The sequence below is a fragment of the Vibrio natriegens NBRC 15636 = ATCC 14048 = DSM 759 genome (genome assembly GCF_035621455.1).
Classification (GTDB): domain Bacteria; phylum Pseudomonadota; class Gammaproteobacteria; order Enterobacterales; family Vibrionaceae; genus Vibrio; species Vibrio natriegens.
On record NZ_CP141823.1, the window covers coordinates 448140 to 462620 of the forward strand.

A 14481-nucleotide genomic window follows, 5' to 3' on the forward strand; every position below is an offset into this window, starting at 1 on the left:
TTCTCCGTAAAATTAGCTTCGGCGGTAATAGGCAAATTTATCTTCGTCAATCTCGATACCGAGGCCCGGGCCTGTAGGTAAATCGACGCCGTTATGATGGAAGTTGAGTGGATTCGTCACGATGTCATCCTTCATCAGTAACGGGCCAAACATCTCCGTTCCCCAATGCAAGGTTTCTAGTGTTGACCAAGCGTGCAAAGAAGCAGCTGTGCCAATCGTGCCTTCTAGAAGTGTGCCACCGTATAATCCGATGCCTGCAGCTTGAGCAACATGTGCTTGTTGTAGGGCTTGGATTGGGCCACCGGCTTTCGCGATTTTTAAAGCAACTGCACCTGCGAATCCGCCTTTCGCTAGGTGATACATATCCTTAGCGTCTGCGACTGATTCATCGGCTAGAATCGGTAGGGAAAATTTCTGAGACAAGCGAATCAAAGCATCAAAGTCTTTCATTGGTGTTGGCTGTTCGACCAAATCAACCCCCGCTTCAGTGAATTTCGCCATAGCAATAGCTGCGCTGGATTCATCCCAAGCCTGATTGACATCGACACGAATACTCGCCGAATCGCCCACGGCCTGTTTAATAGCAATGACGTGGTTAACGTCATCTTTTAATGCTCCAGAACCAATTTTGAGTTTGAAATCACAATGGCGCTGAGCGTCTATTAAACTCAGTGCTTCATCGATATCTTGGTTGGTATTACCACTGGCTAACGTCCACAGAACTGGGAGATGTTGATGGACTGCCCCGCCAAGTAATTCAGATACCGAGAGGTTTAAGCGCTTCCCTTGTAAATCCAACAAAGCGGTTTCTATCGCCGACTTCGCAAGGTTGTTACCCCGGATGGCAGAATTGAGCCTTACCTTTAAGGTATTGATGTTGTGAGACGGCTGCCCAATGAGGTGAGGTGCAAAGTAAGTATCAATGGTCAGTTTGACACTCTCAGGGCTTTCAGGGCCATAAGCTAAGCCGCCAATGGTAGTCGCTTCGCCGATCCCCTCGAATCCGTCAGAATCTTTAATCCGCACAATCACCATCGTTTGTACGCCCATGGTTGTAACTGAAAGCTTGTGCGGACGTATTGTTGGGATATCAATCAGACTCGCCTCAATAGAATGAATGGTTGCTGACATATAGGCTCCAAGTAACTTTGTTAAACAATATGTAAATGAGATGTGAATCGTTTGTTTGATGAAGGTTATGTGTAATAGTGGGCTGATACAAATATCAAATAAGTAGTGAGCAATACCCAGGAGGTATGATGGAGTTAAGACACCTGCGATACTTTGTCGCTGTCGCTGAGGAAGGTAATCTCACCAGAGCCGCAGAAAAGCTATGTATTGCCCAGCCGCCGCTAACTAGGCAGATAAAGCAACTTGAGGAAATAGTTGGTGTTCAGTTGTTTATTCGTAAGCCCCGGGGGCTGGAGTTGACGGACGGCGGCGCGTACTTTTTAGTTCATGCAAAACAAATTCTCGACAAAGTGATGGTGACGATTGAAGGAACGCAGCAGATAACGAAAAAACGCAAAACATTATTTTCTATCGGCTTTGTTCCTTCGGTTTTTTACGGCCAGCTACCACTGATGGTAAGACGACTAAGGAAAAACAAAAATTTAGAAATCGTGTTACATGAATTAACAACTCGTGACCAAATTGAAGCGTTGAAAACAGGAAAAATTGATATCGGCTTCGGCCGAGTCCATATCGATGACCCTGAAATAGAACAGGAACTGCTGTTTGAGGAACCGTTAATAGCTGCAATTCCTAGTGGTCATGAGTTAGGGAAAAGTAACCCTTCCTTACAAGAATTGGCCGAAATTCCAATGATCACGTTCCCCACTGGTCCCGGCGCACAATTTGCTCATTTTACTCAGGGACTATTTTATAACCGTGGTTTAAGAAGCAATGTCAGCCAACAAGTCAATGACTTACAAACCGCACTTTCCTTGGTTGCTTCTGAGATGGGTTTTACATTGGTTCCGGAACAGGTACGTAAACTAAACCGAGAAGGTATTGAGTACGTCCGGCTCCAAGATACCAGTATCAAAACACAAGTCATCGCCTCTCGCCGACGAGGAGAAAACATCAACGCGGTAATGCGACTAGTGAACACAATCTTGGAAGAGCTAGTTGAAAACCGCAGAACGGGCCGATACTCCTAACCCTTAAATGGGTTAGGTACCTTTTGCCCGATTCATCAAACGTTTATGTGGCTTAAATGCCACTTTCTACACACTTCACCTCACAAATACTTCTGTTTTTAAACCACTCTATACCCCTAGTTTTCTGGGTGAATTCACTCACCAAAAGTTCGATATACGCACAATATAAACTATATTCGAACTTTTTATTCTTTTCGCTTGACGACGGCTGATATTTTGAGCAAACATTGCGTACGAATAGTGAATATTAGTGCGTATATCGCACAACAACGTGAAGCACATAATCAGTAAGGAGACATTGTTATGGCTGAGTTCCTTTCTCTCAAAGAAGCGATAAGCAAGCATATTTTCCACGGCGACACTGTCGCGATGGAAGGTTTTACCCACCTCATCCCGTTCGCAGCTGGGCATGAAATCATCCGTCAGGAAAAAAGGGATTTAACGTTAATTCGTATGACGCCTGATTTGGTCTATGACCAGTTAATTGGCGCAGGATGTGTGAAAAAGTTGATCTTTTCTTGGGGAGGAAACCCTGGAGTAGGATCTTTGCACCGACTACGAGACGCTGTAGAAAAAGGCTGGCCACATCAATTGGAACTCTTTGAGCATAGCCATGCGGCAATGGCATGCGCTTATGAAGCTGGTGCAGCTGGATTGCCCCTCGCAGTTCTACGTGGATATGTCGGCAGTGATCTGCCAAAAGTTAATGAACAGATCAAATTCATTACCTGCCCTTTTAGCAACGAACAGTTGGCTGCCGTGCCTTCGATTAGACCTGACGTGACGGTCATTCACGCTCAAAAAGCCGATAAAAAAGGCAATGTACTGATCGAAGGCATACTCGGTGTGCAAAAAGAAGCGGCCCTGGCTGCTAAACGTAGCATCGTCACGGTCGAAGAAATTGTTGATGATCTTGAGGCTTCAGTGAACGCGTGCGTTCTTCCCTCTTGGGCAATCACGGCTATTTCACACGTTCCTTTAGGTGCGAAGCCTTCCTATGCCTTGGGCTACTATGAACGCGACAACAGCTTCTACAAACAATGGGATGGCATATCACGCGATCGAGCAAGCTTCCAAGCTTGGGTACAGGAAAACATTTTCGAACAGGGAGAAGCATAATGAGTTTTGAATACACGTCTTCAGAGATGATGAGCATCACCGCAGCTCGTGCACTAACGGATAACATGACTTGTTTTGTCGGCATCGGCCTGCCAAGTGAAGCTGCGAATCTAGCCCGACTGACTCATGCGCCGAATATTACCCTTATTTATGAATCGGGTACGTTGCAGACCAAGCCAAACGTTTTGCCATTGTCGATAGGTGACGGCGAATTGTGTCACTCGGCATTGAGCACCGTATCTGTTCCTGAAATGTTTCGTTATTGGTTACAAGGTGGTCATGTCAGCGTAGGATTTTTAGGTACGGCACAAATCGATCGTTTTGCAAACCTGAATACGACTCTGGTTGGTGATTACCGCGAACCAAAAGTGCGTTTACCAGGCGGTGGTGGTGCCCCAGAAATTGCCACCAATGCAAAAGAAGTCTTTATCACAGTGAAGCATTCAAAACGTACCTTTGTAAAAGATGTTGATTTCATCACCACTGTAGGCTTCGGTCGCGATGGAAAGGCAAGAGACAACGTCCCTAATCTCGGCAAAGGCCCGACGGTTGTCATCACAGACTTATGTATCCTTCGCCCTGACCCTGCAACCAAGGAATTGATAGTAGTGTCGCTGCACCCTGGAGTGACTCAAGAAGATGTCATAGAAGCGACTGGCTGGGAAATTCAGTTTTCCGATAACCTGGAAACAACACCAGCGCCAAATAGCTTAGAACTAAAAGTATTACGTGAGCTAAAAGAAAGAACTCAGCGCCAACATGCCAACCAAGAGTGAGTACCGCTATGACTAATGTTTACCTTTGTAACCCTCGACGTTCAGCTATCGGTCGCTTCGGTGGTACCCTTGCAAGTGTTCGCCCAGATGATCTTGCAGCCCAAATTTTTAAAGCAGTCTTAGAACAAGTACCCAATATGGATCCTGCAGCAATTGACGAAGTCATCATGGGTTCGGCTAACCAAGCAGGCGAAGACAACCGAAATGTGGCACGTATGTCAGCTCTGCTTGCAGGCTTACCGACATCCGTTCCAGGTACCACGATTAATCGCTTATGTGGCTCAGGGATGGATGCGGTCGGAACGGCTTTCCGGGCTATCAAAGCGGGAGAAATGGATTTGGTACTGGCTGGTGGTGTGGAATCGATGTCACGTGCGCCTTATGTGATGGGTAAAGCCGACAGCGCATTCACCCGAACCCAACAAATTGAAGACACAACGATTGGCTGGCGCTTCGTTAACCCATTAATGAAACAATTATACGGTGTCGACTCCATGCCAGAGACAGCGGAAAATGTTGCTGAAACCTATCATGTTTCACGTGAAGATCAGGATCTTTTTGCTTTTCGATCACAGAAAAAAGCGCAACAAGCTATTACGGACCAAATTTTTGCACAAGAAATCGTCCCGATTGAAATTCAGCGCAAACGCCAAGAACCGTTAATATTCGATACCGATGAACACCCACGACCAAGCACGTTGGAAAAGCTCGCCTCGCTGCCGACCCCATTCCGCAACGGTGGCAGTGTAACAGCAGGCAATGCCTCGGGTGTAAATGACGGTGCAGCGGCCATGCTCGTTGCCAGTGAGGATGCGGTCAGTCAACATAGCCTAACGCCAGTAGCCAAAATATTGGGTATGGCAACAGCAGGCGTGGAGCCTCGAGTAATGGGTATTGGCCCTGTGCCAGCGGTGAAAAAACTGCTGGAGAAACACAGAATAAGCATTCAAGATATCGATGTTATCGAGCTTAATGAAGCGTTTGCAGCGCAAGGGCTCGCGGTGTTAAGGGAATTAGGAATCGAAGACGATGATCCTAGGGTTAACCCGAATGGTGGCGCTATTGCATTAGGACATCCTTTAGGTATGTCAGGTGCCCGTTTACTGATGACAGCCGCACTCCAATTACAACGAACAGGTGGACGTTATGCCCTATGTACGATGTGCGTTGGAGTTGGACAAGGTATCGCGACACTTATCGAAAGAGCTTAAACAAGGAGATCGCATGGGTTTTATGAGCTATCAAGGTCGCACTATCTGCTACCATAGCCATGGAGAAGAAGGGAATCCGCTGCTGATATTGGCGCACCCTCTTGGCATGAATCAAAGTGTCTGGGACGGAGTTCTTCCCTACCTCATCCAGAACTTTAAAGTTGTGACCTGGGATCTTCCCGGTCATGGGAAAAGTGAGGCGTTGGCAGAAGATGCTACAGAAATCTTGCCTGATGACTTGGCAGGAGAAGTGCTCGCGCTCGCCGACCAAGTCGGAGAAGAGCGTTTTCATTTTGTGGGTACATCCATTGGTGGAGTTATTGGACAGCAACTGCTGATCAACCATAGTGAGAGAGTAATTTCTGCCGTGCTAACCAACACAGGCGCGGTGATTGGTACACCGGAAAACTGGCAGGCCCGCTCCATAGATGTACGCGACAAAGGGCTAGGCTTGATGGCGGAACAAATAGTACCGCGCTGGTTTGGCCAACTGGCTTGTCAACAACAACCAGATCTGATTGAGGTCTGGAAACATCAACTCACTGAGTGCGAGAACCGCAGTTATGCGCTGCTATGTGAAATGCTTGGAAAAACCGATTTTCGTCAGAAATCGTTGAACAAAGCTGTTCATTTAGTCTTGGTTGGAGGCGCTGATGATGTCGCGACTCCTCCTCAGGTACTTCAGCAACTGGCAGACCTGAGTGAAGCAAATGCACCTATTATTCTCGATGAGATCGGTCACGTCCCATCGGTAGAAAATCCTGCATTGTTTAGCAAAATACTCCTATCGAACATGTGTTGATTTGAAATATTCAGGCACGCCACGATCATGGCGAGGCCTGATTTTTTCATTGATACGACAACCATTCTTCCTTCTTTACAGACATTGATTGTCTTTTTCTATAGTGCGATAATCGCACAATTATTCGGTTTTGGATCTATTACGATGGAACATAGTACTTCTGATAAAGATTTTCTGACTACGTTTGCTAAAGGACTCAATGTAATCCGTTCATTCGAGCCTAATTCGATGAGTATGACCCTCACAGAGGTCGCCAAAAAAAACGATCTGTCCAGAGCATCAGCAAGACGCTTCTTACTGACCATGCTAAAACTCGGCTACGTTGAAACCGACGGCAATCGATTCTCCCTGACAGCGAAGGTGCTTGAACTTGGGTATTCCTACCTGTCGACATTGGATGTCGGAGGCACAGTCTCAACCCAATTAGAATTGGTCACTCAACAGCTTGGTGAGTCTAGCTCGGCAGCTGTACTTGAAGGAGAAAATATCGTTTATATCGCCCGAATCCCCGTCCGTCCTCTGATGGCTTTTAACTTACAGATCGGTGCCAGACTTCCGGCGTATGCAACGTCGATGGGACGAGTACTGCTTTCTGGACTTCCAGAAGAAGAGTTAGATCATCTGTTAACGCAATCCAATCTTATCCAGTTGACACCAAACACGCTGACATCGCCTAGTGAACTAAAGGCAGAGATTGCCAAGGTACGCGTACAAGGGTATGCCATCAATGACCAGGAACTAGAGCTGGGACTACGTTCCGTGGCAGTTCCCGTATTCAACCGCAACGGAAAGCTTCGATTAACCCTGAATGTAAGCTGTCACTCCAGTAAGACCACCGTAGATAGGATGATCAGTGAGTTTGTTCCAGTCCTGAAAGATACAGCTCAGCGCATCTCTATGTCCCTGCCATAGTAAGCTTAGCCACCAACCCACAGTCACAACTATAACAAAGTAGCACCAAATCCTAGTATTACACTTGACGTAAACGTTGAATATCTTTCTGAGGAGGCAGCCCAAACAATCGACTGTATTCGCGACTGAACTGCGAAGCACTCTCATATCCTACAAAACCACTAGCTTGGCTTGCATCTAAACCGTTTAATAACATTTGGTCTCTAGCTTCTTGCAAGCGTAAGTTTTTCAAATATTGAAGAGGGCTTGTTCCTGTTAAAGCTTTAAAGTGTTGTCGAAACGAAGAAGCACTCATATGTGCTCGTTGAGCTAGCTCGTTAATTTCCATACTATTCGTTAAATTTGTCTTCATCCAAGTGACAACATTTAGTATTTGCGAACTAGGCGTACCCGCTGAAGCTAAGTGTCGCAGGTGTGTACCATGAGGCCCTAACAAAAGACGTGTTAGTATTTCCTTCTTAATCAGGGGAGTTAAGCTATCAAGATAAATGGGTTCTTTCTGCAAATCTATAAGACGAGTCATTGCATTGCTAAGTCCCGCGTCAATATCATGGATTGATATTGATTTATACTTCACATCACGTGCAGGTTTATCAAGATCAAGTTCAACACAGGTATGCATGATCAATTCATAATCGAGTTTTAGTACAACAGCAACAAATGGATTATATCTGGTTGCTTCAGTTACATGTGAAACGACAGGCAAATCAAACGTTGTTAACATTGATTGTCCCGCAACACATGGTAATACTTCTTTTTCAATCGCTAATTGTTTCGCCCCTTGTAAGATCATGGACAAGCTCAAAGTGTAAATGCAGTGCAAAGGTGTCGTTGGATTGTTTCTGATATGCACTGTTAAACCTTGGATACTAGTGTTGTGATCGCCTTCGATTTTTCCGTAAGCGAACGCTTTGTCAGCCAAGCTTTGGATATTGTCATTCCCGCGAGTCGTTAGCATAACCTTTCCCTATACCATCACTGTTTCTGATCAAAAATCTTAAGCATTTGCTCAGTAGAAATCTGGCTACCCATCCTTCCACGCTTAACATATTGATGAGAGAAACTCACTGCACCGTTAGACCGAACTAACGCCTCAAATTCATCAATGAAATGCTGCTCGAATTTGCTGTTGAAAGTATTAAACAACACGACGTGTTTATTCGTGAAATCGTTATCTTTTGCAAATTGCCAAATAGGTGGTGCCGGACTGTATAACCAAATAGGTGAGCCTAAATAAACAGTATCATACGATGAAAGGTCGATACGCGTAGGCATAATATCTGCCACGTTGCTCCGCGCGTCCTTTAATGCACTGATCAATCCAGGGACGCCAAGTTCATAGTTGTTCGCAGTGATTTCATAAATATTAGCGTTAGTTTTATTTGCAATATGGTTGGCAAGGATTCCAGTGTTGCCAGACCGGGAAAACACCACAACCGCTGTTGTAGCCTGTTTATCGCTAGCTGTTGCCTGGCGCTCTTGTAGTTGCTGGTTTGCAGAATGTTGTGCATTTTCGACACGAGTGACCACGAACGCAACCAAAAATACCACTACTACAGCTATTAACAGTACAATGCCTATCCATCGGATCATAGTCACTCACCTATATACTTAAACAGAGATAACTTTCTGAAAGAGAATGATTAAAACAGAAACAGAAGCGCTCACCTGTTGTGGAAAAACGCTTCTTAATTTCAATTTACTTGAGATGTGTAGCAAGGAAAGGAGCAACCTTATCCATTGCCATTCCGACCGCTTCTGGATGGTCGTACAGCTCGTAGTGTGACCAGTTTTTCAAATCCACTAGTTGGCGATCTTTCGATGCAACCGCTCGACCAAAGATTTCCTGTCCATCTCGAAATGCACCGAATGCACCGACTTTTTGACCAACAACAGCCATCATTGGTTGAGTCATCAACGCTTCCGCAAAGGCAAACGCATCCCAACTCAAAGTTTTTTGTGCGTGAGAGAACAACATACGTGTTGCCCCACCCTCAGATTGTCCACGTGGCGTTTTGTAATAATCCGTCGCTTCGAATACGTCACGTTCTGTTAGTCCGTTCTCTTTCGCAAACTCAGGACTTGGTGGAAGAAGTTCATTGACTTGCAACTCTGCGCCGCGAGCTTCGGCCGTACGCTGAGCGGCCATCGCTTCAAGCGCACCAATTGGGTTATACAAGCTGAATCCTTCGCGGAACAAGCGCCCTACGTTCACCGGTGTTATACCAACAACCGCTTTCAAGCGTTTTTCAGTCAGCGCTGAGCTTAAGATGTAGCCGCCTCCACCACAGATACCAAGGCCACCAATGCGCTCATCGTCGACATAAGGTAAGGTTACTGCATAATCGATAACACGACTGATATCTTCAACACGTTGGCTTGGGTCTTCAACATAGCGAGGAAGTCCACCAGATTCCCCCTGGAAACTCGCATCAAAAGCGATCACTACGTAACCTAATTCAGCCAACGCTTTGCCATATACCGCACTGGATGTTTGCTCTTTACAGCTACCAAAAGGATGGACACTGATCATCGTTGGGTAACGTTTTGATTCATCGAACCCTTCAGGTAACAGAATTAACGCTGACATATCCCACGCCATATCGGCATTTTTAAAGGTGATTTTTTTAGTATTCATAATCATCAATTTCCATTTAATCTAAACATAGGCTCAAGCTAGTTGAGCCTAATATCGAGAATTAACTTAGATTTGTTTACAGTGTGCGTTGGAAGAAAGGCGCTAACACACCGATAGCTTCCGCAATTGGAGATTCACCATCATAAAGATCCATGTGATTTGCCCCGTTAACGACATGCATTTGTTTGTCAGCACTTGCTGCTCGCGCCATCAGGTCATCACTCATCCATTTACTACCCGCATCGCTGCCCACAACAGTTAAAAGTGGCTGCGTTAAAAATGCCTCCGCTTTGAAGAACGCATCGTAGGTAATGATTTGGGTCAAGCTGCGTGCTGTTGCAAAGCCTGGTGCGGTGCAATAAGCCGCGCGGTCAGTGTGGTAGTATTCCCACGCTTGACGCAGTTCTTCGTTTGGTGCGTCTTCTTCTTTCATTGGTGCCATTGGAATGGTCGCGATTTCTGCACCACTTGCATCTGATGTTCTGGCACCTGAACCGGCTTCGATATAAGGAAGCGCATCACTATCCTTAACATTGTTATCCCAACCATTGCGGAACATCTGACCAATGTTCACCATGCTCACCGTACCCACCGCTTTGATTCGGCGGTCGTTTATCGCTGCATTCGCTGTGTAACCAGCACCAGCACAAATACCCATCGCACCAATACGATCGTTGTCGACGTAATCCAGTGTGGTTAGGTAATCGATCACAGCGCTTACATCTTCAGTTCGGACGTGTGGGTTTTCTAGTTGACGAGGCTCACCAGTACTTTCACCTTGATAAGAGGCATCGTAGGCGATAGCTATAAAACCGTGTTCAGCCAGTTTTTTAGCGTAGGTACCAGCGGTCTGTTCTTTAACACCGCCGCCCGGATGAGAAACCACAACCGCTGGATAGCGTTGACTCTTGTCGAAGTCAGCAGGAAAGTTAATCAAACCGGCTAGCGTAATATCCAGGCCATTGGTGTTTGGGAAGTTGACTTTGTTCATGTGCATTGCTCCTAACTAGAGTTCATTGTTATCAAGAGAAGCTGGGTATCCAGCGGTTGTCTGTGCTCTTGACTTACGAATGAGTATAGGAAGCAACGCAATTGATTGTTTGCACAAAATGAGACGATGATTGCCTAAAATGACAAAACATCATTAGCACTCACATCAAACTCTAAACTACTCCGACTTAACTTGATGAAAATTAAGATAAAAAACTTACCATCATGAAGATTTAACATTGTTTATTTTGCTATTGCATTGATAGTTACACTGTTTCTTTGTGTCTGTAGTGCCAATCTAAAAGTGCAAGACAGGTTAGTACCAACCCAACAATAAAAATGACAGCATATGGTGGCAACCACAGAATCAAAAAACCAGATAACCCTGTAATAATCCCACCAACCCAGTGTAAGAGCGACTTTATGTTCAACATGGTTTTTAAAAACAATCCTTGCATCATCAGAAAGACTCCAGGCGCTAGTGAAATCATAAGCCCTGTTGATAAAGAAGCATGCTCGATTGGATGATGGATGGTTTTTTCGTTACCTACCGCTAAAACAATGAGACTCGCGACCATAACCATTAAGGCGTTCATCGCATAGTGGCTTATCCCAACCGGATTTATTGTGACTTTGGCGTACTCTTCTGTATGTTTTTGTATCGACCCAAAGGCGAGCGCCCATAAAGACATTGTGATCATCAACGCTGAGCTTCCTGTAAAGAGAGTCATGAAATCAGTCGGATGCTCCGCGATAGATGTTCCAGCCATCAAGATCGTTTCACCAAGAGCAATGATCACAAACAAATTGTATCTTTCCAGCATATGCTCCGCATCAAAAGGAAGTTGTTCAAAATTGATACGATGCCCTGGAATAGGGTGAGCAAGATAGGAACCAATTAGGTCTACAAGGACAGCCGCCCCCCACCAAAGCAGTCGCGTCTCTGGTTCTGTTAAAGCACCTATAATCCATAGTGGCGACACTAATACTAACCAAATCAAAACCGCCTTAAAGTGTTGCTTGTATTCTGTTGTGGGTGAATTGTTGATAGTCCAAATTGTTCGGCCAACCTGAATGACAAGCATTGGTATCACAAAGCTCCAGGCCGAATCACCAAACGCTGACCCTATGGAAGCATTCATCATCAATCCCAGCAGTGTCACAACCAGCAACATAATAGTACTGGTTCCGCGATGTACTGGGATCATCGTTGCTGCCCAACTGGTGTATGACCAGACTGAAAGCACACCTATGAGTAGCGTTGCAGTTTCAGCTGCACCTCTCCAAGTTAAATGCTCTGCGAGATGGTGTGATAATTGAATTAGTGCGAAAACAAAAATCAGATCAAAAAATAACTCCAATGGCGCGACTTCATATTCTTCTTTTTTTTGCATTGATGAGTACCTAAATAATATGCGGCATTACTTTAGTCTCTTAGGGTATCGATACAGTTTTTCCCTAAGTTTCTAAGGGGTTCACGTAATTGGGTGAATTTAAAGGATAGGTGCTACCTCGGCTATTTTCCAAGGCATCAGATTATTGAACTAGCCTAAATTCCTTTCGAATCAGACATAATTCATATACTTACTCTTTCAAGTGTTTGGGAACACAATTTCAACTGAATACATACAAAAACGACCCTAAATTAGGATCGTTTAATGATGGGATTAAATGCATGCGTGAACAATTCAACACCTAACGGTGAGCTATGCGTTTACAGGAAACCACCCTGGCGTAGCGTTAATTACCTCCCATAATTTAGTTGGGATCTGTAACGCTTTAGCACTACTGGATGAATCTAACTGCATCTTGATTTCTGATTCCTGTCCAGTCTGAGCCATTTCAACCCAGTTAGGGTTCATCACCAGACTACGGCCAACCACTACCATCGGCAAATCCATTTTCACAACCTCACGAGCTTCATCTGGCGTACGAATTTCTCCCGCTGCCATCAAAGGGATTCGTCCAGCAATCACTTCGACAAAACGCTCTGCGGTAGTTTTACCCGTGGTGTCTTCTTGAGATCTCCCTGAAAGGATATTGTATAAAGACGTGTGGAGGTAATCGATGTGACCTTCATTCGCTAACTGATCTGCAAGGGCTAATGCATCGTCAATGCGAAGCGCGCCTTCTCCAGGTTCTTCTGGCGAGATACGATAGCCGAGCAGGAAAGGACGATCAGCATATTCCGAAATAACACGACGAACCTCACGAACCACCTCCAGAGGAAAACGCATTCGATTTTCGAGTGTACCACCCCATTTGTCCGTTCGTTGGTTGAATAATGGTGACAGGAAGTTCTGGATCAAAAAGCCGTGCGCACCGTGCAGCTCGATACCATCAAAACCTGCCTCAATAGCACGGCGCGTGGCTTCACCAAAGTCACGAATTACATCAAGTATTTCTTGCTCCGTTAATGCACGACTCGCCAGCTTCCCATCATTAAATGGCCCTTTCGGTGCAGCAACGGCACTCGCACTAACGAGCTCACCGTTTGGGATCAACTCTGGGACTGCTTTATTACCTGCGTGGAACAGTTGCAATACCGCTGTTGCACCACCACTTTTTGCAGCGTGAGCGAGTTTACGCAAGCTTGGAATAAAGCGATCATCATACGCGGCAAATTCATGAGTAAACCCAATACCGCTTGGTTGTACATGGGTACACCCCGTCAACATCAAGCCGACCCCATGAGCACGCGATCGATAATACGCCAGTTCTTCATCAGAAATAGTTTCATCTTCATTAGATGACCAAGTGGTCATCGGTGCCATCACAACACGGTTTTTTAAGGTGATACCGTTAGCAAAAGTAAAAGGTTGAAATATTGGGTCAATCATTAGTAACTAAAACCTCTAATTACATCGTTAATCATTAAGACATTCATCAGCAATGGTATTAAAAATATTTTTCAGTGAGTGAGTCATTCTGTCTCGGATAACGTCACTACTTTCAAACAGACTTGTTCTTAAAAATCTGTGGATTGAGTTAAGCTTGCGAATTGCGACGTTTCAGCCAAGCGAGACACCAACGTTGGCGTCACAAAATCAATGGCATCATTGCCAATCAAAAGCTGTTTCGGTTGCTTTTCTAAGTTTGCGACTCTCATGATTACGTTGGCTAATTTCGCTGGATCTCCTTGCTGCTGACCGTCCGCAGCGCTTAACAACTCTCGTGCGTGGCCGTAAGGTAAGTAATCCTCAATTTGGTTTTCACCGTAACTCGCTGATGAATCATTGAGAAATTCTGTACGGAAAAAGCCAGGTTCAATCGCCGTAACTTGTATGCCAAATGGGGCAACTTCATCCGCTAAAGCGAGCGTCATCCCTTCAACAGCAAATTTTGATGCCGAGTAGAAGGTTGCATTTGCCACTGCTTTCACCCCTGCAATTGAAGACGTATTAAAAATGCGCCCACTGCCTTGAGAACGCATGACTGGTAGTACAGCACGCAAGACATTGGCCATGCCAAATACGTTAGTGCCAAACTGCGCTTCTATTTGTTCTGAAGTTGCCTCTTCAAATCGTCCCAGTAAACAGTAACCGGCGTTGTTAACCAGCACATCAATCCGTCCAAAACGTTTGACTGCTTCACTTACTGCTTGTTGTGCCTGAGACTCGCTCGTAACGTCTAATTCCAATAGCTGAATTCTATCTGCTGGGGCGTCAGCAAACACTTCTCTCAATCGGTTCAAACTGCGGCCTGTCGCCACAACTTTATCGCCTTGTTCCAATGCGGCTTTAACAATGTCTGTTCCCATACCACGGGAAGTACCCGTTACAAACCAAATGCGGCTCATGATGGCTCCTATTTGTTGCGTATGATTAGTTCCCGCGTACAAGTGTCTCGCCTGCTATTGCGGTTGCTAATG

Annotated in this window: 14 protein-coding genes; 6 read left to right on the top strand and 8 right to left on the bottom strand. The window is 45.4% G+C overall.

All coding sequences use genetic code 11. The features are described 5' to 3' along the window. Positions 1-12 precede the first annotated feature (12 nt). Positions 13-1131 (bottom strand): muconate/chloromuconate family cycloisomerase, encoded by a 1119-nt coding sequence (locus tag VER99_RS16500; protein ID WP_020334205.1) that lies wholly within the window; start codon positions 1129-1131, stop codon positions 13-15. 125 nt (positions 1132-1256) lie between these two features. Here VER99_RS16500 and VER99_RS16505 point away from each other — a divergent pair, with 125 nt between their 5' ends. From VER99_RS16505 to VER99_RS16530, 6 genes are all read left to right on the top strand, one after another. After that, complete coding sequence (locus tag VER99_RS16505) at positions 1257-2162, top strand: LysR family transcriptional regulator (RefSeq protein ID WP_236699358.1); 906 nt, start codon at positions 1257-1259, stop codon at positions 2160-2162. 303 nt (positions 2163-2465) lie between these two features. Next, positions 2466-3281 (top strand): CoA transferase subunit A, encoded by an 816-nt coding sequence (locus VER99_RS16510; protein ID WP_020334204.1) that lies wholly within the window; start codon positions 2466-2468, stop codon positions 3279-3281. Further along, positions 3281-4057: a CoA-transferase subunit beta gene (locus VER99_RS16515; protein ID WP_020334203.1), complete on the top strand. Its 777-nt coding sequence runs from the start codon at positions 3281-3283 to the stop codon at positions 4055-4057. Before VER99_RS16510 ends, VER99_RS16515 begins: the two co-directional genes overlap by 1 nt. Before the next feature lie 8 nt (positions 4058-4065). Then, a complete protein-coding gene (gene pcaF / locus VER99_RS16520; protein WP_020334202.1) occupies positions 4066-5268 on the top strand; it encodes a 3-oxoadipyl-CoA thiolase in 1203 nt (400 codons plus the stop codon). Between the two features lie 13 nt (positions 5269-5281). Beyond that, positions 5282-6070, top strand: coding sequence for an alpha/beta fold hydrolase (locus VER99_RS16525; RefSeq protein WP_020334201.1), 789 nt, complete (start codon positions 5282-5284; stop codon positions 6068-6070). A 144-nt stretch (positions 6071-6214) separates the two neighbouring features. After that, positions 6215-6982 carry an IclR family transcriptional regulator domain-containing protein gene (locus VER99_RS16530; RefSeq protein ID WP_024372789.1) on the top strand — a complete coding sequence of 256 codons (768 nt, stop codon included), beginning with the start codon at positions 6215-6217 and terminating at the stop codon, positions 6980-6982. A 58-nt stretch (positions 6983-7040) separates the two neighbouring features. On the opposite strand, the gene VER99_RS16535 is transcribed toward VER99_RS16530, so the two are convergent. The 7 genes from VER99_RS16535 to VER99_RS16565 all read right to left on the bottom strand — a co-directional run bounded on the left by VER99_RS16535 (position 7041) and on the right by VER99_RS16565 (position 14409). Continuing rightward, positions 7041-7940: an AraC family transcriptional regulator gene (locus VER99_RS16535; RefSeq protein ID WP_020334198.1), complete on the bottom strand. Its 900-nt coding sequence runs from the start codon at positions 7938-7940 to the stop codon at positions 7041-7043. Between the two features lie 17 nt (positions 7941-7957). Then, positions 7958-8575, bottom strand: a complete 618-nt coding sequence (locus VER99_RS16540) for a flavodoxin family protein (protein ID WP_020334196.1) — start codon at positions 8573-8575, stop codon at positions 7958-7960. A 106-nt stretch (positions 8576-8681) separates the two neighbouring features. After that, entirely contained in the window at positions 8682-9620 is a 939-nt protein-coding gene (locus VER99_RS16545) for an alpha/beta hydrolase (RefSeq protein WP_024372788.1), read from the bottom strand. Between the two features lie 76 nt (positions 9621-9696). Beyond that, on the bottom strand, positions 9697-10611 hold the full coding sequence (locus tag VER99_RS16550; RefSeq protein WP_014233834.1) for an alpha/beta hydrolase: 915 nt from the start codon (positions 10609-10611) through the stop codon (positions 9697-9699). A gap of 265 nt (positions 10612-10876) precedes the next feature. Then, positions 10877-12004, bottom strand: a complete 1128-nt coding sequence (locus VER99_RS16555) for a low temperature requirement protein A (protein ID WP_020334194.1) — start codon at positions 12002-12004, stop codon at positions 10877-10879. 312 nt (positions 12005-12316) lie between these two features. Further along, a complete protein-coding gene (locus VER99_RS16560; RefSeq protein ID WP_020334193.1) occupies positions 12317-13450 on the bottom strand; it encodes an NADH-dependent flavin oxidoreductase in 1134 nt (377 codons plus the stop codon). Positions 13451-13578: 128 nt separating this feature from the next. Continuing rightward, positions 13579-14409, bottom strand: a complete 831-nt coding sequence (locus VER99_RS16565) for an SDR family oxidoreductase (RefSeq protein ID WP_020334192.1) — start codon at positions 14407-14409, stop codon at positions 13579-13581. Positions 14410-14481: the final 72 nt, after the last annotated feature.